Annotated in this window: 25 protein-coding genes and 1 pseudogene; 12 read left to right on the top strand and 14 right to left on the bottom strand. The window is 59.7% G+C overall.

From position 1 onward, the window contains the following. Positions 1–184: 184 nt before the first annotated feature. The 4 genes from SynA1544_RS02690 to SynA1544_RS02675 all read right to left on the bottom strand — a co-directional run bounded on the left by SynA1544_RS02690 (position 185) and on the right by SynA1544_RS02675 (position 2674). Positions 185–556: a hypothetical protein gene (locus tag SynA1544_RS02690; RefSeq protein ID WP_186514727.1), complete on the bottom strand. Its 372-nt coding sequence runs from the start codon at positions 554–556 to the stop codon at positions 185–187. Positions 557–665: 109 nt separating this feature from the next. After that, positions 666–1454 carry an RAD52 family DNA repair protein gene (locus SynA1544_RS02685; protein WP_255477690.1) on the bottom strand — a complete coding sequence of 263 codons (789 nt, stop codon included), beginning with the start codon at positions 1452–1454 and terminating at the stop codon, positions 666–668. 16 nt (positions 1455–1470) lie between these two features. Beyond that, complete coding sequence (locus tag SynA1544_RS02680) at positions 1471–2118, bottom strand: siphovirus Gp157 family protein (RefSeq protein WP_186514726.1); 648 nt, start codon at positions 2116–2118, stop codon at positions 1471–1473. A 61-nt stretch (positions 2119–2179) separates the two neighbouring features. After that, entirely contained in the window at positions 2180–2674 is a 495-nt protein-coding gene (locus tag SynA1544_RS02675; RefSeq protein ID WP_186514725.1) for an SLOG family protein, read from the bottom strand. A gap of 317 nt (positions 2675–2991) precedes the next feature. On the opposite strand from SynA1544_RS02675, the gene SynA1544_RS02670 reads away from it, so the two are divergent. Then, the gene (locus SynA1544_RS02670; RefSeq protein WP_186514724.1) at positions 2992–3189 is read left to right on the top strand and encodes a hypothetical protein; all 198 of its coding nucleotides are present in this window, start codon (positions 2992–2994) and stop codon (positions 3187–3189) included. Between the two features lie 383 nt (positions 3190–3572). Here the strand turns inward: SynA1544_RS02670 and SynA1544_RS02665 are convergent. Beyond that, positions 3573–3845, bottom strand: a pseudogene (locus tag SynA1544_RS02665) (DUF3303 domain-containing protein). Positions 3846–3985: 140 nt separating this feature from the next. Between SynA1544_RS02665 and SynA1544_RS02660 the strand changes: the two are divergent. Further along, a complete protein-coding gene (locus SynA1544_RS02660) occupies positions 3986–4156 on the top strand; it encodes a hypothetical protein (protein ID WP_186515619.1) in 171 nt (56 codons plus the stop codon). 119 nt (positions 4157–4275) lie between these two features. Further along, positions 4276–4479, top strand: coding sequence for a hypothetical protein (locus SynA1544_RS02655; protein ID WP_114988289.1), 204 nt, complete (start codon positions 4276–4278; stop codon positions 4477–4479). A gap of 524 nt (positions 4480–5003) precedes the next feature. Here SynA1544_RS02655 and SynA1544_RS02650 read toward each other — a convergent pair. The 5 genes from SynA1544_RS02650 to SynA1544_RS02630 form a co-directional block, all read right to left on the bottom strand. Next, a complete protein-coding gene (locus SynA1544_RS02650; RefSeq protein WP_114988192.1) occupies positions 5004–5321 on the bottom strand; it encodes a DUF3288 family protein in 318 nt (105 codons plus the stop codon). Positions 5322–5360: 39 nt separating this feature from the next. Continuing rightward, positions 5361–5552 (bottom strand): hypothetical protein, encoded by a 192-nt coding sequence (locus SynA1544_RS02645; protein WP_006850529.1) that lies wholly within the window; start codon positions 5550–5552, stop codon positions 5361–5363. 95 nt (positions 5553–5647) lie between these two features. Continuing rightward, the gene (locus SynA1544_RS02640; RefSeq protein ID WP_114988191.1) at positions 5648–5932 is read right to left on the bottom strand and encodes a hypothetical protein; all 285 of its coding nucleotides are present in this window, start codon (positions 5930–5932) and stop codon (positions 5648–5650) included. Positions 5933–6013: 81 nt separating this feature from the next. Next, entirely contained in the window at positions 6014–6220 is a 207-nt protein-coding gene (locus tag SynA1544_RS02635; RefSeq protein ID WP_186514723.1) for a hypothetical protein, read from the bottom strand. A 155-nt stretch (positions 6221–6375) separates the two neighbouring features. Next, positions 6376–6864, bottom strand: coding sequence for a hypothetical protein (locus SynA1544_RS02630; RefSeq protein ID WP_255446130.1), 489 nt, complete (start codon positions 6862–6864; stop codon positions 6376–6378). Between the two features lie 107 nt (positions 6865–6971). On the opposite strand from SynA1544_RS02630, the gene SynA1544_RS02625 reads away from it, so the two are divergent. After that, a complete protein-coding gene (locus tag SynA1544_RS02625) occupies positions 6972–7268 on the top strand; it encodes a hypothetical protein (RefSeq protein WP_115010336.1) in 297 nt (98 codons plus the stop codon). Between the two features lie 6 nt (positions 7269–7274). Here the strand turns inward: SynA1544_RS02625 and SynA1544_RS02620 are convergent, their stop codons facing one another. Beyond that, entirely contained in the window at positions 7275–7568 is a 294-nt protein-coding gene (locus SynA1544_RS02620) for a hypothetical protein (protein ID WP_114988187.1), read from the bottom strand. 664 nt (positions 7569–8232) lie between these two features. Here SynA1544_RS02620 and SynA1544_RS14600 point away from each other — a divergent pair. The 3 genes from SynA1544_RS14600 (at position 8233) to SynA1544_RS02605 (ending at position 10532) form a co-directional block, all read left to right on the top strand. Continuing rightward, entirely contained in the window at positions 8233–8409 is a 177-nt protein-coding gene (locus SynA1544_RS14600) for a hypothetical protein (protein WP_255477689.1), read from the top strand. Positions 8410–8512: 103 nt separating this feature from the next. Beyond that, positions 8513–9307, top strand: a complete 795-nt coding sequence (locus SynA1544_RS02610; RefSeq protein ID WP_186514721.1) for a prohibitin family protein — start codon at positions 8513–8515, stop codon at positions 9305–9307. Positions 9308–9320: 13 nt separating this feature from the next. Further along, the gene (locus SynA1544_RS02605) at positions 9321–10532 is read left to right on the top strand and encodes a DUF389 domain-containing protein (RefSeq protein WP_255477688.1); all 1212 of its coding nucleotides are present in this window, start codon (positions 9321–9323) and stop codon (positions 10530–10532) included. A gap of 8 nt (positions 10533–10540) precedes the next feature. Here SynA1544_RS02605 and SynA1544_RS02600 read toward each other — a convergent pair whose 3' ends face one another. Together SynA1544_RS02600 and psbA are read right to left on the bottom strand one after the other, a co-directional pair. Then, positions 10541–10747 (bottom strand): YqaE/Pmp3 family membrane protein, encoded by a 207-nt coding sequence (locus SynA1544_RS02600; RefSeq protein WP_115081635.1) that lies wholly within the window; start codon positions 10745–10747, stop codon positions 10541–10543. Positions 10748–10935: 188 nt separating this feature from the next. Then, positions 10936–12015, bottom strand: coding sequence for a photosystem II q(b) protein (gene psbA / locus SynA1544_RS02595; RefSeq protein ID WP_006850357.1), 1080 nt, complete (start codon positions 12013–12015; stop codon positions 10936–10938). A 165-nt stretch (positions 12016–12180) separates the two neighbouring features. Between psbA and SynA1544_RS02590 the strand changes: the two genes are divergently transcribed. Continuing rightward, positions 12181–12348 carry a hypothetical protein gene (locus SynA1544_RS02590; RefSeq protein WP_186515618.1) on the top strand — a complete coding sequence of 56 codons (168 nt, stop codon included), beginning with the start codon at positions 12181–12183 and terminating at the stop codon, positions 12346–12348. A gap of 27 nt (positions 12349–12375) precedes the next feature. After that, on the top strand, positions 12376–12702 hold the full coding sequence (locus SynA1544_RS02585) for a hypothetical protein (RefSeq protein ID WP_114988931.1): 327 nt from the start codon (positions 12376–12378) through the stop codon (positions 12700–12702). Here the strand turns inward: SynA1544_RS02585 and SynA1544_RS02580 are convergent. Continuing rightward, positions 12699–13613 (bottom strand): aspartoacylase, encoded by a 915-nt coding sequence (locus SynA1544_RS02580; RefSeq protein ID WP_186514720.1) that lies wholly within the window; start codon positions 13611–13613, stop codon positions 12699–12701. The genes SynA1544_RS02585 and SynA1544_RS02580 overlap by 4 nt on opposite strands. A gap of 70 nt (positions 13614–13683) precedes the next feature. Between SynA1544_RS02580 and SynA1544_RS02575 the strand changes: the two genes are divergently transcribed. From SynA1544_RS02575 to SynA1544_RS02565, 3 genes are read left to right on the top strand one after another with little or no spacing between them, the layout of a single operon-like run. Next, a complete protein-coding gene (locus SynA1544_RS02575) occupies positions 13684–14658 on the top strand; it encodes a glutathione S-transferase C-terminal domain-containing protein (RefSeq protein WP_186514719.1) in 975 nt (324 codons plus the stop codon). After that, a complete protein-coding gene (locus SynA1544_RS02570) occupies positions 14655–15293 on the top strand; it encodes a DUF2301 domain-containing membrane protein (protein WP_186514718.1) in 639 nt (212 codons plus the stop codon). The genes SynA1544_RS02575 and SynA1544_RS02570 overlap by 4 nt, the downstream gene beginning before the upstream one ends. After that, a complete protein-coding gene (locus SynA1544_RS02565) occupies positions 15290–17191 on the top strand; it encodes an ABC-F family ATP-binding cassette domain-containing protein (protein ID WP_186514717.1) in 1902 nt (633 codons plus the stop codon). Before SynA1544_RS02570 ends, SynA1544_RS02565 begins: the two co-directional genes overlap by 4 nt. Positions 17192–17230: the final 39 nt, after the last annotated feature.

The following is a 17230-nucleotide window of genomic DNA, read 5'->3' as shown; positions in this document are numbered from 1 at the left end:
GGTTCAGTGACCCTCCTGCTTCATCGACAGAAGAAGCTGCCTCGGTACTTGCGCTGGTGGCATAGCCGGGCATGGGCTGCCGCGATTAACCGGTTTATACCCAGCGATCTGCATCCCGGGTAGCTGTTGAAAGGGTTGATCGGCATCCCGGCCGGCAGTGCCGGCCGGGAGCGGCGCTGGCGCCTCAGAGCACCAGAACCCTGGCCTGATGCCCAAGCACTCGCTGCTGATTGGAGGCCAGGATCAGGGCTTCATCGCGGGGCACGTAGTGAGGCATCGATGAGATGTGCCCCTCGCGATCGAGGAAGAGCACCCTGAGGAGGCGGCCAGCGGCATCAAGCAGATGGACCGAGATGATGCGGATCGAGCAGGTGCGGACCAGGGGAGTGGCGGCCATGGCTGGGCTGGCGAACGACACCGCCGTCAAGCACTGGCGCCGCCAGCGCCGTGCAAGGGGCGCGCAGCGCAGCGGAGCGACTCGCGTCAGCCCTGGCGCGGCGCGGGTGCCGGGGCAGGCCGGGTGGCGTGATTGCCAGACCCATGGCCAGCCCCCCATGACCGCCCCTGCCTGAACGCACCTCCTCTGGTGGATCGATGCTGTTCAGCCGGCTTCCCGAGCAAGGCAGGATCCATGCGGAGCGAATCAATCGCTACAGAACCGATTCCTACGTTGGCTGCCGCATTGTTTGGTGCTGCAGAAGAAACGCTTCAATCCAGTCGTGATGCCGCCGCTGGTTGATGCGATCGGCGATCGATGTCGCCTCTGCGGGGACCTGGAACCGCTTGCGGAACGCCTTGGTGAAACCCTCCAGCTCCGGGCGGGTCAACCTGCGGACCGTGGCCAGGATCGTCTGGACCGTGGCGGCATCAAGGGGCTCCAGGCCGCCCTTTTCCTTTGCGTTGCTTGCGGCGCCCGGGCGTTGAGTCGACAACCGATGACGGGTGTTGGGTGGTGTGGATGACGCCGGGCTGGTGACCTGCCGTTGCTGCTTGTCGTAGAGGGCCAAGCCAAAGGGATTGCCAAAGGTCATCAATGCCCGCTTCATCGCATCGGTTTCGGCTTCCTTGAGCGCGGATTCATGGGCCTGGCCCAGGTCGGCGTCGATGCCATGGCCGGCGCCGCTGCCTTCCCGGATCACTGCACCGACGCGGATACGGACGCGGGCGGTGTAAGTGACACCCCAGCCAGAGCGACCATCGCGGCCAATCGAGCGCTCGCTGTGGTTGACGCACGTCAGGGCGATGGTTTCACGCTGCCAGCCGTCAAAGCCAAAGATGCGGTTGGCTTCAGCAATCGCTTGCCAACCCTCCAAGTAGGCGAGGGATCGACCAGCCTGCTGGCGGGTCTGGACCTTGGCGCGATCGAGGGGAGCGGAGAGAGCTGCGAGCTGCTCAGGGGAGAACCCAGCGGTGGTGGTGTGCATGTCGTTGGAAGGAGAGAGAAGGACGGTCAACAGGGGATGGGCCGGATTAACGGATTCGCCAGCTGCGGCGGGAGATCAACTGGGCGCCGGTGATCTGCTGGCCTGCTTTGAGGGCTTCCTTGATGGCGGCCTTGTCCGGCCTGCTGGTGGTGGTGATGTGCAACCACTGGGCATCGAGGGCGTTCTCGTCATCGATCAGTACGGCCTGCGTCTTGCGCGAGCTCAGCTCGTGATGCGGCAAGGAGAAGCGGGTGGCTGACGGCTGCAGCCGGGTGAGAACAAGCAGCAGCAAATCCTCAAGCGCATCGGCTCGGCTGGCATCAGCGCGGGCCAGTTCGGTGAGGCGCTTGGCCTGTTGCTGGCGGTAGGCCGCCTGAGCACGCAGGTGCTCGATCACCCAGCAGCTGGCATCGGCCTTGGCGGTGAGAGCTTGTGTGTTGTTCTCCTCCGCCAGAAGTGCAGCCTCCAGCTCAGCCAGTGCTGAGGCGCGCTGCTCTGGGGCATCGGTTTCCAGCTGTTCGGCCAGCAGGCCGATGGCGGTGGTGAGCTCCTGGGCCTCGATGCCCAGCTGCCAGAGGGAACCGGAGCGCTGGAGCGAGCAGGACGGTCCGGCGGCCTGGGGGACAGCAGAGGAGGCTGCCGCCAGCGCAGGGGCAGCGACTGGAGCGGCAGGGATCGGGTTGAGAACAGCCATGACAGTTGAAGAGGAATGAAGGAACTGAAGTGAGAACGATGCGCTGATGGGGCGCAAGGCTTCAGGGGCGGACGGAGGCAGGAACCGCCCAGAGCCCGGCCGACGTGCTGACCTCAGCAACGGCGATCGGCACTGGAGAACGGGGCGCCATTCGGCGAGCCAGATTCAGCAATGAGGCGGTGCCGGCACCGCCGGGAAAGGCCACCACCAGCACTGAGGCGATCGCGCCCGGGCCGGTGTGCAGCACCGCTTGAGCGATGGCCCGCTTCAGCAGCGCGCGGTTGCGGATCGGCCCGGCCGCTCGGCCATGGCGCTGCCATTGGGCGGGCATCACCAACGACGGCCAACCCAGCTGATGGGCTGCTTGGCCGATGGCAGCATCGGCACCGCGGGCACCGCCATGGAGCAGCAGATGCACCAGCCGGCAGCTGCTGCGGGCCAGCAATTCAGCGGCAACCCGCTGATGCGGCCAGGCCAGATCACGGCCGCCGCCAGCCACGATGACCAGCGAGCGTGCCGGAACGATCTCCGGCCACGATTGAAGACATAAAGCCATGGATTCAGTTGCCAGAAAGGACAACTGATCGGGGCATCACAACCGTTTAGGAATACGCAGCAGTGATGGCGAGACCAGGAATTCAGTTGCCGCCGGCGATGGGCTCTGGGCCATTGGCGCAGTCTTTATTCTATCAGTACAAATGCACTTTAAGCCGGCCAAAACGACTGCAGTGCAATGGATCTACGCAAAGCAAAGGCATGCACTGATGGATCGAAAAGCTGATAAGCAAACCCACCAGATTCAGGCCTGAATACCCAGCTGGCCGCGCAGCCGAGCGAGGAAACTTGAGGCTCACCACTCCCCTATCCACGCGCATGCGAGCCCGGCCACCGCAGCCGCGGGAGAGCAGCTTTGCCCACCACCTCACCACCGGCACCGAAGCGGAGGGCGGCGGCGGTTGGCCGCTGCACGCCACGGCGCAGCCGTGGCACGCTGAAGGACGACCGCTGCCGGCCGGAGCCCTGCGGCGTCTGCAAAGCCAGGCCGACTTGGACGGTCGAATACATCGGTGACACTCCGTGCCGCCAAGGACCACGACGAGCACTTGATTACGTCGTTGGCTTATTCAAGAAGCGGCCCTTCTCGTCCACAAAGACCACCACAATTGCGGGAGGCCTTGCTCGACACCCAGATCATTACCGACGAGCCCCGAGACCTTTAAAAACCCCAAACCTTCTCACATCCCTTCTCACACCCAAGACAGTCGAACAAAGAACACCAGTGGTGGGAATGAATCTTGGCTTTTACAACCAAAGCCTTCTAAGCAGTCGGTCGATGGTTCGAATCCATCAGGGGGCGTGTACGACGAAGCCATTTCAACGAAAACGTCTTGGAATGGTTCAAACGGGTTATGGAGCCCCCCGGAGTGTTGAGGAGCATTGCTCCCATCAGACGATCAGCTGTAGGCCTTGGCAATGAGGGGGCCAGCTTGCTCATCTGACAGCACTGGGGTGACCTCCCAGTCGAGGCACACGGCCCACTCCGCGGCGTGCTCTTAACAGGCATCGGCGTTGTCTGCCTCCACGAGAATCCAGCCCTCAACAGAACCCGGTGCGTGCCAACGCTTCCAGGACTTGCACTCAGGGAAAGGCGCACCCGTTGCCAGAAACTTCTTGGCAGCAATTTCGTGGTAGCCGGTCTTGAACGACCAGTGCATCAAAAAGGTCATTGAAGGTGTTGAAGCCAACGAACATTCCCACAGGCCAAACAGCTTGTCTGTGAGGGCAAACACGGCGGGATAGATCGCTGCAAGCCCTTCCCTCAATCGTCGTCAGCAATCGTCTTGCATCCAGCGACAAGCGCGGTTACATGGGAGCCATGCAGCCCAATGGCGGAATGCCGGAGCTTCTCAAGCGTCAGATTGACCGCCTGGAAACCGCCATTGACCTCTCGATGGACTGGCTTGAAATTCAATATCTGATGGTTGAGCTCGATCAGCTCAAGGCTTTGTATGAGGAGGAGGAATCAGAGGCTGCATAAGCGGGTTTTGACCTCAGCCTCAGAGCACAACCCATCGAGCTCAGCAACACGTCAGGCCAGCTTGTTCAGCGTTCTTGATCCAACCCTGCCAGCGTGGGAAATTACTGACGTTCCATGGCATGAATAACGAGCAGCAGGCGGAACTGGAACGCCTCGAGCGTGTGCTTGCGGTGGCCAAGCGAAACGGGAACGAGCTGTTCATTCAGAACATCGAACGGGAGATCAGCGCCGTTCAGCGGGGTGAACACTCCCCCCTCATCGAGGAATACCTCACAGCGGAAGAGCGGGCATCAAGGGGCGTCGACAACCAGCCCGAGGCTTGAAACCAACTGAAAGGCACGCCATCCCTACAATCGATTGTTCAGGCCCTCAAGGCAATGCGCCTTAATGCAGATGACTTTGTGCCCGGAAGGCACAAAACTATGGGCATCGAGATCGGAGGAGCCCATGACGGACGACACTCCACCCCAGCAGACCGAAGAAGCAGACTGACTTTCTGGCCCCTGCTCCAACAGTCTCAACAATGACCTGGGTTGGTCCTTTGGTGGGCACGCAATGGTCCGCCACGCCAATCGACGCTCCACTTGCACCGTTTCAGGTGCCCTCGGAGAAAACGACCCAACACCTCGAGCCCATGGCCCCAGGGCGCCTCGAGCCAGACGCTTCGACCCTTTCTTTCCCTAGCTGAAGTGATGGGTTGAACGATGCACAAACGAGCGAGTTAGGCCGTCTTTCCACCGGGAAGGGCGGCCTTCCTTTTTGGCTGATCACCCATGAAACAGGAGCCACCCGATCTCATCTGGGGCTCACATTTAAACAGTTAAGGGAAGAGTCATTCCGGCAAGCATCAAGCGTCTGCATCCTCCACATCGGCCCCAGAACCAACACCTTCAGCCACAGGATCCTGACCAGGCCGCCAGCCACTCTCCCAGATTTCACGCGTCTTGAGATTCAACTCATCGCGCGAAAGTCCCCATAGCGTGAGACATTTCTGCAGATCATCACGAATATCTTCAGCGCCAGGAAAATCCGCATATCGCGAAAATAACGCGGCAATCGTTGTCAACTGCTGCGGACCTGGTTCGCCTTCATGACCCAACACAGCATCAATCTGGTCGCGATCAATGGCGTAAAGCGGATGGGTTTGCTGCGTGTCGTCGGTCATCCACCGATCATGCCTGAACGGGGGGAGCAGAGCAGCAGATCAGTCGAGCTCCCAGCACTCAGACCCACGACTGGTGAGCAGGCAGACAACGTGCTTTTCCTCGCTGATCAGGCGATACGTGTGCCCATCAGCATCACTACGGGCACGGGCATGCCAGAAGGCATTGTCTTTGGAAGCGTGTTCGGCACGATTGGACCAACCATCAACTGTTAGCTCTTGAACTGCAAACATGCGCCTGACTCGAACTGAACAAAGGCTCGAGGAGCACGCACGTTCTGTGCAGGATCAACAGAAACTCGTTGGGATCGCTTGATCAGCTGTTGTAATCATCGCAAAGCCGAGATTTTGTCGACACTGGAACCAACTTCCTCAATAGAAAGACGCTCAGCTGAGGCGTCATTTTGAAGACGAAAGAGAAAGCCATTCACCCAAGCTGTCTCTTTATTGTTGACCTCATGGCCACGGTCAACGAACCCGGGCTGCTGCTGGAACAGATACAGGAGAATAGTTAGAACGTCCTGCGGCGAAAGATTTTCTGGGTCAATCGATGGCAGTTGATCCCTTACATCCAGATACGACATTGACCCGGTGGTCGCAACATCAAAGGCCACTGTCGACTTGCACGCACGATCAGTCCATCCAAACAAAAAGCCCCACCGAAGTGGGGCTTCATCTCTTGAGTGAAACAGGCGTCAGAGCCAATTGGCACGCATGGCCTCATAGGTCACTCCTCGGTATTTCAACTGAGTTGGAGCAACCTTCTCTTTCGCCAGCTTGACGGGAGAGAGATGTGCAGAGGTGTAGTCGCCGGATTCAGATCCGCGAGCCACGGCCTTTTTGGAGCTGTCGCGGAGCTGCACTCGCAGCTCACGCTCCTTTAGAAGCTGAAGAGCATTCATGGTGTTCCTCGTAGAAAGCTCAGGCCCCGTTCCATGCCCTGAGTCGAACTGCGCTTCGCTGTGTAGCGAAGTGAACGTTTGTAGCATTTGCTACAAAATAAACATAGGGCACCCAAGCCGAGTTGCGCCGTTCATCCCGTTACAGCCAGGGGCAATTAAATCAAGTTCAACCGCAAAAGCTGCGCCAATGCGAGCGAATTGTGGTCGTCTTCGTTGGTCGTTCTCAATTCAAGGTTGAAAAAGAGCGCTGATGGCTCCTGAACAAAAGGGCCTGCATGCCACGTTCCCGGATGCAGCTTGAAGGCTTCACCGGCCTGAAACTTGATCAGAGCGATCGAGGATGCGGGGGGCGGACAGCCGGAATCCGTGGAAGGGGCCATGGCCAGCCACCAGGGCTGGGCATCGGCAGATCCCAAACACTGACTCACGCGATGGTGCCGCGTCATCGACTTGAGCACAGGAGGCCGGCGGCGGATCCGCATCACGTAAAAGCGCGGTTGACCGTCTGCAGCGAAATACAGATCTGCATCCGCTGAACCGAACAATGCAGGATCACTCTGCGGACGCAACAAGGTGCCACAGCGCTCCAGCCAAGGCGAGTCCGATGCAATCGGCGTCAGGCTCTGGGTTTCCTCATGATCCATCCCGTCAGGATATGAAAACCAGCCCATGCACCCGCGCAACAAATGGTGCCTTCGGCCACTGACGGCAGGGTCGGAACTGCCTATCACCTGAAAATGGTGAACCGATCATGCTGACCACGTCGACACGCTTGAAACTGCAAAACATCTGCAGCCGCCTGGCGCAGGGTGAGTTCGTGTCACTCCAGGAACGCGTCTACCTTCAAAAATTTGCCGAACGCGATCGCAGCGTGAGCACGTGGGTGAGCAGAGCGCAACGCTTTCAACGGGAAGGCACACAACAAGGCCTCGACGGCTTGATGGCCGATCTCGACCTGGGGCGACGTCATCCAGACGACCCTGAACATCCAGAAGATGATCTCGGCGACTGGTTCAGCAATGCTTCGCCTTGGCTGCGTCGCGACTGACGCGCCTTAGCTGGGATCGTCGAGGGGGCCGAAATGGTTGACGGCAACAGCCTGCAACGTCTTCAACGATTCCAGAACAGCCAGGCGTTGCTGAGCCTGAGCAAGCATCGGCTTGCCATGGGGGACGCATGATTCGATCAGAGATGCCGCCTCAGAGGCTTCAGCCTTCACCCAGCCCGTGCATCGCTCAAGGCGGGTGGTGAGATCACCATCACGCAATGCGCCCGAGTAGTTCGGCCCCGCGAAAACCTCGAGAAGTGTCGCCAGCGCATCCCTGGCCTGCTCCCGGTTCACCGTCATAGGGCTTGTGGAATAGGGGACCACACTGGCAGCCCAGGCACAAAAAAGCCGCCTCATATGGGCGGCCAGGTGATGGGGATATCCACAGCTTACCCGAACGAACCAGTGATTGCAGGCCTTTTGAAGAAATGGCGACAACACAGACTGCCAAAGTTTTCCACCTTCCTGTGGATAAGCTGCCGCCAAACGGTGTTTGGTAACATTCAATCCACCACATCTGGTGGATCAGCTGCACAAACTTGACGAGAAGCACTACACTTATTGAAAAGTCGGGTGATGGGGATCACTTGGCTTATTCCTCCGTTTAACGGAGGTTTTTTATGCCTTCTCCTATGGCAAGACAGCCCTGTCTGCAGAGCTCACATGGCCAACGAGCATGTCCATGCAGAAGAGGCAAGCCACATCTGCACAACTTTGTTCACGGATCTGACTCATCTCAGTGAACTGAAGAGACTGATTCAGGTCTGATGACCCAGGCCAGTGAAATCAAACCAACAACTTTGTCAGGCAAGACTCAGATCCACGCCATAGGCTCCGTGCAGCAACACAAGATCTCGACCAGATGCGTGCCCTGAACGGATTGCTGCTGCTAGCGATTGCTCTGAGCGTGCTCCCGTCTTTAGCAGGCGCTCTTGAGCTGGGACCTTGTGAACCGGCCGAAGCGGTGAAGATCATCGACACCAGCCTGGGACAAGGAAAAACGCTTCAGCAAGCCATGCAGATGATGATCAAAGCGAAAGTGTTCGACGGATCCAAGGCGTGCATCACCTTCATCCGCGAGACCTCGATGAGCATGCGCGATTCATACCCAAGAGCCTTTAAATCGCTTTGGTTGAACTAGACATCCTTCGGATCCTGATGATGTCGGTTTGGCGGAGAACAGGGCCTTAAGCCAACGGCCCACGAGCAAACCCGACATCATCGAGTCAGGATTTCGGCCCATCATGCAAACCCCACGACGGATCAACGATCCCGCCAATAGCCTCGCCGTGGTGGTTGCCATCGTTCTCAGCGCGCTGCTGTTGTTGGGGCAGGCTCTGTTCATCGTTCCGGCCGGCAAGGTTGCCGTGGTCACCACCTTGGGCAAGGTGAGCGGAGGATCGAGACTCCCGGGCCTCAATCTCAAGGTGCCGTTCATTCAATCGGTGTATCCCTTTGATGTGCGCACCCAGGTCAAACCGGAGGAATTTGCCACCCTCACCAAAGACCTCCAGGTGATCGAAGCCACCGCAACCGTGAAATATGCCGTTCGCCCCAACGAAGCCGGACGGATCTACAGAACGATCGCCGGCAACGATCGCGAGATCTACCCCCGCATCATTCAGCCGTCATTGCTGAAAGCCCTGAAATCGGTCTTCTCCCAATACGAGCTCGTCACCATTGCCACCGAATGGAACGACATCTCCGCCCTGGTGGAGCGCACGGTCGCCGAAGAACTCGACAAATTTGATTACGTGGAAGTGCGGGGGCTCGACCTCACAGGCCTGCAAATCGCCGAGGAATATCGTGCTGCCATTGAACAGAAACAGATCGCAGAGCAGCAACTGCTCCGCGCTCAGACCGAAGTGAAGATCGCTGAGCAGGAAGCCCTGCGCTACGACACCCTCAACCGCAGCCTCGACGATCAGGTGCTCTACAAGCTTTTCCTCGACAAATGGGATGGGCAAACGGAGGTGGTACCGGCCCTTCCGGGCAGCAACGCCAGCACACCACCAGTAATTGTGGGGCGACGCAGCTGAACCAACGCCAGCCGTGGTTGTTGATCAACAATCGCTTCTCGAAGACAAAGATCGTCTCGAAGAACTGCACCGCAGTTACGACGGCGAAGCACGACTGAACGAGTCCTTCATCGTTCTGACGGTTGGCGCCAGCCTGATCGCCAGCCTGGGTTTGGTCGCCGACAACAATGCTGTGATCATTGGTGCCATGGTTGTGGCGCCGTGGATCCTGCCGCTGCGGGTGGCGGTGTTCGCGATTCTGATCGGGCAGGCCAGGCTGTTGTCACGATCACTGATCACCCTTGTCGCCGGAGCAGGGATCACCTTGATCCTGTCGATGGGATTGGGCCTAATCGCACGCAGTCAGGGCTTGCTTGTGGTCGAGGCCTTGCCAGAACAGATCATCGCCCGACTTGAGCCCAACACATTTGATTTGGGGATCGCCCTGGCTGCAGGTGCCATCGCGACCTACGCCAAGGTCAACCCGGGTGCCGTGAGTTCGATGGCCGGCACGGCGATTGCCGTGGCCTTGGTGCCACCGGTGTGCGTGATGGGATTGATGCTCTCCGGGCCAAACATCAGCAACGCCCAAGGGCCTGCACTGCTCTATGCCGCCAACCTGCTTGGAATTCTGATTGGCGGGATCACGGTGCTGGCGATTCGTGAGCCGTACTTCCGCGACAAACTCAGGCGCCGCCGCCGCTCACGCTTACCCGTGCTGTTGGCATTGGGGTTGGCCGTGCTGGTGGGTCAAAAACTGTATGGGAGATATGAGCAATACCGATACAGGCTGAATCGGGAGGTGGCCCAAAAACAGATTGAATCGGAGATCCGCTACTACCTCAAGAATGAGACGTTGACCTTTGGCGCCAACGACGCCGTGGAACTGGAAAAGGTTGTCTTCGACTGGCCTGACTACTGGGAACAAAATCAAGCCCCAAGTTTCCTGGTGGTGGTGCGATCACTCGACCCCAAGCTACCGAGTTACAAGCAGGTGCAGAACATTCAAGACACGATCAACAGCAGACTTTCAGGGCAGTTCCCTGGCCTTGAACTGCAGATGCAGGTGCAACGCATCAACGTGAGCGTGGTGGAAGGCAATGAAGTGGACCTTGAGGTTGACCTCGAGCAAATCTTCAACGAAGCGGACACAAGCCAAGCACCGCCACAGGCGCTTGAAGATGAACCAAAAGATCAAGCAGAAGATTCAGCCGTAGCTGAAATCTGTTCAGAGCCAGATTGCTGAAACGCGATTTATTTACGGGTCAGGATGACAAACAGGGCGTGAATCACAGCGGCTGGCCACATACCAAACAACACTGGGAACCCAAGGCCACCAACGGCAAAGAGATAGATCACCAGGTTGATCCAAAAGGGCTGCGTCAATCCCACCTGAGTGAAGACGCCCAGAGGGGGAATGAACAGGGCAATGATGATCCGAAAGATGTCACCGCAGGTCATCAGAGGAAGCACGGGGGTGCCCTTGTCTAGCCATCACCACCTGACGCACAGATGGCTCCTCTCTATGGATGGTTGATTGGAGCTCAATTCTGAAAGCACAACAAAAAGCCCCCTCCGAGGAGGGGGCTTTCCGATTCAGTTGATCTGAATCGTTTTTGCTGTTCCAAAAGGAACAGGTTGATTCCAGATCAACCGATGGCAGGAGCCTGGAGAGCCACAGGAGTGGACTCAGCAGCAGCCAAGTCGAGGGGGAAGTTGTGAGCGTTGCGCTCGTGCATCACTTCCATGCCGAGGCCGGCTCGGTTCAGCACATCAGCCCAGGTGTTCAGGACGCGGCCCTGACCATCAAGGATGGACTGGTTGAAGTTGAAGCCGTTCAGGTTGAAGGCCATGGTTGACACGCCGAGGGCGGTGAACCAGATGCCGACAACAGGCCAGGCAGCCAGGAAGAAGTGAAGGCTACGGCTGTTGTTGAAGGAGGCGTATTGGAAGATCAGGCGACCGAAGTAACCGTGGGCAGCCACGATATTGTAGGTCTCTTCCTCTTGGCCGAACTTGTAGCCGTAGTTCTGGGACTCGCTCTCGGTGGTTTCACGCACCAAGGAGGAGGTCACCAGGGAGCCGTGCATAGCGGAGAACAGGCTGCCGCCGAAAACACCTGCGACGCCCAGCATGTGGAAGGGGTGCATCAGGATGTTGTGCTCGGCCTGGAACACCAGCATGTAGTTGAAGGTGCCAGAGATGCCCAGGGGCATTGCGTCAGAGAAGGAACCCTGACCGAAGGGGTAAACCAGGAAGACAGCGGAGGCTGCAGCGACAGGTGCGCTGTAGGCAACGCAGATCCAGGGGCGCATGCCCAGGCGGTAGGAGAGTTCCCACTCACGACCCATGTAGGCGTAGATGCCGATGAGGAAGTGGAAAACAACCAGCTGGAAGGGGCCGCCGTTGTACAGCCACTCATCGAGGGAAGCGGCTTCCCAGATGGGGTAGAAGTGCAAGCCGATGGCGTTGCTGGAAGGAACAACAGCACCGGAGATGATGTTGTTGCCGTAGATCAGGGAGCCAGCGACGGGCTCACGGATGCCATCGATGTCGACCGGAGGAGCGGCGACGAAGGCGATGACGAAGCAGATGGTGGCAGCCAGCAGGGTGGGGATCATCAGCACACCGAACCAACCGACATAGAGACGGTTGTTGGTGGAGGTGACCCACTCACAGAAGGCCTGCCAGCTGGAAGCGCCGGAGCGCTGCTGGAGGGTGGTGGTCATGAGAACGGAAAGAAATGTTCCCGAAGGAACGGTTTAAGGAAGGGCAGGAGAGCCCTGCCTGAGCGTGAGTGTAAAGGAAGTTTGCGCTGTGTGTCCACAGATTGCGAAACCAACGCTTAAGCGCCCCAGGCGAGGAAAGCGATGCTTTCGAAAGACTTAAGATTCATGAGACTCGCCAAGGCGCTATTGGTTCTGATCCGCTGGATGCAAGCCGGCCATCGCTTGGAGGAAACCGTTCCTCTGAGCCAGGCCCGCCACAGGCGACTGGAGCTGGAGGCTCAAGGTGCCACCGTGTATTGGAGTGAACGTCTGGCCCAGGGCCAGTTCTGTTGAGAGGCTGGGGCCAATCAGCACAGGCCCATGCAGCGTTTGATTCCCCTGATTTGTCTTGGGCTGACCTCGGTTGGTCTCACCAGCTGTGGACTGGTGAGCTCAAGCGGCGACCAACCAAACGCAAGCGCTTCGATCAAACAGCTGGAACAACGCATCAACCAGCTGGAGCAGGAGCTGCAACAAATCAAGTCGCCCGGAGGCGATGCCGACAGCAAAACCCCGGCCGGTCCGCTGCGATCCCTCACCCTGCGGATCGGCACCGAGGACGACCGATTGCGGATGTACTGGGCCGATGGTCAGACGAGCAATCTGATCTGCTCTCAAGAAGGGAAAGGTGTTTGGGCCTGCGGTTAGGCCGCAGAGAGCAGCTGTTGTAAGGCCGGCAGCCAGGTGGGCTGCACGGGCCACACCTCCCGGCGCGTGAGGGAGAAAGCAATGCTTTTCTCCGCGTAGGCCGCTTCATTCACAAACACCGGAATCTCCCCCTCAACCCACGCTTCACCACGATCGGTGCCATCCGCAGCACGGAACATCGCCTGGGTTGAGCTGATGTCCTGCCAATCGCGGCCCTGCAGTTCGGGATGCACAAGGGCCTGAGGCTCTCCGTTCTCCGCCTTCGGAAGATCCAGACTCCCCAGGTGACGGTGCACCACCAGAGCATCCGGCAGCCGGGCCAAGCCCTGATGTACCTGATCCAAGGCCCTCAGGCAGGTTTCCAAGCCAAGACGGGTCTGTTCAACGACCCGGGCATTGAGCAGACCTTGCGGCACAGGCCCCACCTCGATCACCAGGCCGCAGGGCCAGGATTCAACAAGGAAGCCGGTCTGCTGAGCATCGGCTTCGTGCAGATAAATCGGCAGGCCGAGCGCTCCCTGCACCAAAGCCGCGAGGGCGAGATCAGCAGGACGCCGGCCGTACACCACCAGGGAATTGCCCATGGCCGCTGTGGTGCTGTGCAGATCGATGGCCACGGCACAAGGCTGCTCGCCGGTCGGACCGTGCAAGCGCAGGAGTTCCCCAGCACGCTGAAACTCCAAGCCGGGGGCCCCCTGCTCCAACTGTTCCGGGAGGAAGCAGCGGTTGAGGTCACGATCGACGTAGCGGCAGCGACGGCGCAACGCTTCCGGGTTGCCGATCACCTTCTGCACCGCCAAGCCAGCAGCGTTGATCAGATCAGGGTTGGCCTGCCACTGCTGCAGCAACCAAGGGGCATTGACCTCATTGCCGTGGGTGCCGGCCACAACAAGAACGCCACAGCTGCTCATGGACCACAGCGAACCAAGTTCTGACTGAAGCACGAGTCACAGCGAGGATGAAAGCGATCCAAACCGCGCCATGTCGATCCCACCTGTTGTGGTCACGGCCGCCCGTCGCAGTTGGCGATGGCAATGGCAACGGCTCATGGGTGGGCTGGGCCCAGCCGATGCGGCCGGCAATTACACCCGCCCAAGCAGCGATCCACTCAGCCCGCCGGCTTTAAACCCCGAAGACCTGCTCCAGCGCAGCGCAGACCAACGGCCAATCCTGGTGATCGGGCGCAGTTGCCCCTGGGCCCACCGCACCTGGCTGGTGCATCAGCTGCGCCATCTGGACAACAGCCTCACCCTCGTGATGGCACAGGCGGATCACAACGCTGGACGCTGGGCCCTCAATCCCGCTTGGGAGGGGTGCGACACGCTGCTGGAGTTGTATCAGCAATGCGGCGCCCCCCCCAGCTACCGGGCCACCGTGCCTGTGCTGGTGGATCCGAAGACGCTCAGCCTGCTGGGCAATGACAGTGCACCACTGGTGGAGCTGTTGAACCGCTGGCCCCATCAAGACGCTGTTGTGGACCTGGCACCGGCGGAAGCCACCGACAGGATCCAGGCCTGGCAGCAGCGACTGCAACCGGCCATCAACGATGGGGTGTACCGCTGCGGTTTCGCCCGCAACCAAGCGGCCTACGACCGCGCTGAAGCCGATCTCTTCGCCGCCCTTGCTGCGGTGGAGCAGAGCCTGAAAACCAATGGTCCATGGCTGTGCGGCACAACACTGACCCTGGCGGACGTGCGCTTATTCCCCACCTTGATCCGCTGGGAGCTGGTCTATGCGCCCCTGTTCGGCTGCACTCGGCAACCGCTCTGGCACTACCCACACCTCTGGGCATGGCGACAACGCTTTTACGCCTTGCCGGGCGTGGCGGACACCTGCGACGGCAACGCCTGGCGACACGACTACTTCGGTGCCCTGTTCCCCCTCAATCCCGGCGGCATCGTTCCAGCCGGTCCTGACCTGAGCACACTGGTGAACAGCACGGCGGCGTCGGAATGACCAGCGCAGATCCAACCTTTGAAGGTGTCTACGGCCCTTACTCGATCACCGCTGCCGATCGCCAGGAGGTGCGTTCCTATCGGATCGCCCTGTTGATCACAGGCCTCAGCCTGGCTGCAGGAGTGCTGCAGTGGTGGCAGACCGATAGCCCCTGGGCATGGCTCTGGGTGCTGCCGATGGCCACGGCCCTGGGCCTGGCCCTGCGCTGGATTCACATTTATCTCCGTCCCTTGCACCGCGCCCTTCAACTGTTCTGGCTCAGTGGTTGCATCGGTTGGGGGGCCCTGCTGCTGCAGGCCGGCCCCACCGAAGTGCTCTCAACCCTCCAGGATCAGCCGCTGTGGATCCTGGCCATCGGGCCGCTGTTTGCCGCCTTGGCGGGCATCGGCTTCAAGGAGTTTTTCTGCTTCCAACGGCCCGAAGCCATCGGCCTCACCTTGCTGCTGCCGGCAGCGCTGCTGGGGCATCTGGTGGGTCTGATCAATGGCCCCCTCTGCCTGGCTTTACTGGAAAGTGCAGCGTTGCTGCTGGTGTTGCTGGCCCTGCGCAAATTCGGCATGGAGGCAGCAGCGGATGTGGGCGACAAGAGCGTGTTTGCTTATCTGGACGGTCAACTGCCCGCTGGCACGCCGTGAGTCTGATCAGCCTGGTGGGTGCGGCCAAGGATTTCGGCATCCGCACCCTCTTTTCCGATCTCGATCTCCACATCGGTGAAGGGGAGCGGCTGGGACTGATCGGTCCCAATGGCGCCGGCAAATCCACCCTGCTGAAGGTGCTGGCAGGGAAAGAACCGCTCGGGGAAGGGGAACGCCGCTGCTCACCCCGGCTTCGGGTGGAGCTGGTGGGTCAGGAGAGCCGGATCACCCCGGGGCTCACGGTGCTGGAGCAGGTGCTGGAGGGCTGTGGTGCCAAACGGGATCTGCTGGTGCGCTTCAGCGCCCTCAGCGACGCCATCGCGGCAGACCCCAGCAATGAAGCACTGATGGCGGAGCTGGGTCAGCTCAGCCAACGGATGGATGAAGAGGACGCCTGGAGCCTGGAGCAGCAATGCCGGGAAGTGCTGCAGAAATTGGGCATCAGCGATCTCCAGCGCCCGGTCGACGACCTCTCCGGCGGATACCGCAAACGGGTGGGTCTGGCATCAGCCCTGGTGGCCTGCCCCGATGTGCTGCTGCTGGATGAGCCCACCAACCATCTCGATGCCGCTGCCGTGGAATGGCTGCAGAGCTGGCTGGATCGCTATCCCGGCGCTCTGGTGCTGGTCACCCATGACCGCTATGTGCTCGATCGGGTGACGCGGCGGATGGTGGAGGTGGACCGAGGCCAGGCCCGCACCTATCAGGGGAACTACAGCACCTTTCTGCAGCACAAAGCCGAAGAAGAGGCCTCTGAAGCGGCCTCAGCGGCCAAGTTCAAAAGCGTGCTTCGCCGCGAGTTGGCCTGGCTACGCCAGGGCCCCAAGGCCCGCAGCACCAAACAAAAGGCGCGACTGCAACGCATCGAAGCGATGCGCGAGCAGAAACCCAATCAAGGCAAAGCAAAGCTGGAGATGACCGGCATCAGCAGGCGCATCGGCAAACAGGTGATCGAAGCGGAAGCCGTTGGGGTCACAGCCGATGGCAGCGGGGGCGGTCGCCCACTCCTCGATGGCTTCAGCTACAGCTTCAGCCCTGAAGACCGAATCGGCATCATCGGCCCCAACGGCAGCGGCAAATCCACCCTGCTTGATCTCATCGCCGGACGGCGCGAGCCAACCCAAGGCAGCCTGCTGCTTGGGGAGACCGTTCACATCGGTTACATGGACCAGCACACCGAAGACTTCAACAAAGGCAAAGGGCTCGATCGCAAAGTGATCGAGTTCGTGGAAGAAGCCGCCAGCCGGATCGATCTGGGGGGTGAGCAAGTCACCGCATCCCAGCTTCTGGAACGCTTTTTGTTTCCACCGGCCCAGCAGCACAGCCCCTTAGCCAAGCTCTCGGGAGGCGAGCGCCGCCGCCTCACCCTCTGCCGGATGCTGATCCAGGCGCCCAACGTGTTGCTGTTGGACGAACCCACCAACGATCTGGATGTTCAGACCCTCAGCGTTCTCGAAGACTTCCTTGAAGACTTCCGGGGCTGCGTGATCGTTGTGTCCCACGACCGTTATTTCCTCGATCGCACCGTTGATCGCCTGTTCTGCTTCGACCAAGGACGGCTTAATCGCTTTGAAGGGAACTACAGCGCGTTTCTGGAGCAGCAGCGCCAGGAGGAACGCAGCCAAAGCCAGGCGAGCAAACCCTCCACACCCAAACCAGAGAGCAGCCGCAAGACCAAGCGCGACGGCCCGCGGCGGCGAAACTTCAAGGAAAACAAGGAGCTTGCGGCGCTTGATCAACAGCTGCCTGAACTGGAGCTGAAGAAAGAGGAGCTGGAACAGCAGATGAACCAGGAAGGTTCTGACATGGCCAACCTGAGTCTCGATCTGGCTGAGATCATCAACCGCATTGAACAAGCGGAAGAACGCTGGCTGGAACTCAGTGAATTAGCGCCATGATCAACGATCTGGAGCCGTGGTTGTAGCCACGGCTACAAC

The sequence above is a fragment of the Synechococcus sp. A15-44 genome (assembly GCF_014280115.1).
In the GTDB taxonomy this organism is placed as follows: domain Bacteria; phylum Cyanobacteriota; class Cyanobacteriia; order PCC-6307; family Cyanobiaceae; genus Parasynechococcus.
Note: the sequence above shows the minus strand (reverse complement) of the source record. Positions and strands in the feature narration are given on the sequence as shown.